The organism is Pseudomonas sp. PME37.24/006, from assembly GCF_055556635.1.
The window spans coordinates 1-270 of the sequence record NZ_JBVHNL010000113.1 but is presented as its reverse complement, the minus strand read 5'-3'; the positions used below and the strand labels follow the sequence as shown (position 1 = coordinate 270).

At 65.9% G+C, this 270-nt stretch carries 1 protein-coding gene; it reads left to right on the top strand.

The window, feature by feature from the left end; translation table 11 throughout:
* Positions 1-27 precede the first annotated feature (27 nt).
* Positions 28-270: hypothetical protein (locus ACZ3GY_RS24055; protein ID WP_465912259.1), on the top strand; the 243-nt coding region annotated here is incomplete at its 3' end.

The following is a 270-nucleotide window of genomic DNA, read 5'->3' as shown; positions in this document are numbered from 1 at the left end:
ATCTACCGACGCCGTCTACTCCGAAAGATGCGGGCCGATCCCAACAACTCCAAGACTTTCTGGCTGCTAATGAGCGCGGAGCTGGCGTTGATGGGGATCGCCAGCGGAGCGGCTGGCGCTCTCGCGCGAACGCCACCGCCCATCCTCCCCGAACCCGCGGGTGCGCTCACACCGGCTCAGGTACTCACCGGCGCTCCGCTACCTCCTGAGTGGACCATGTCGCGATGGTTCACGGCGTGGAGCCCCGACGTGCTGTGGTTCATCCTGGCC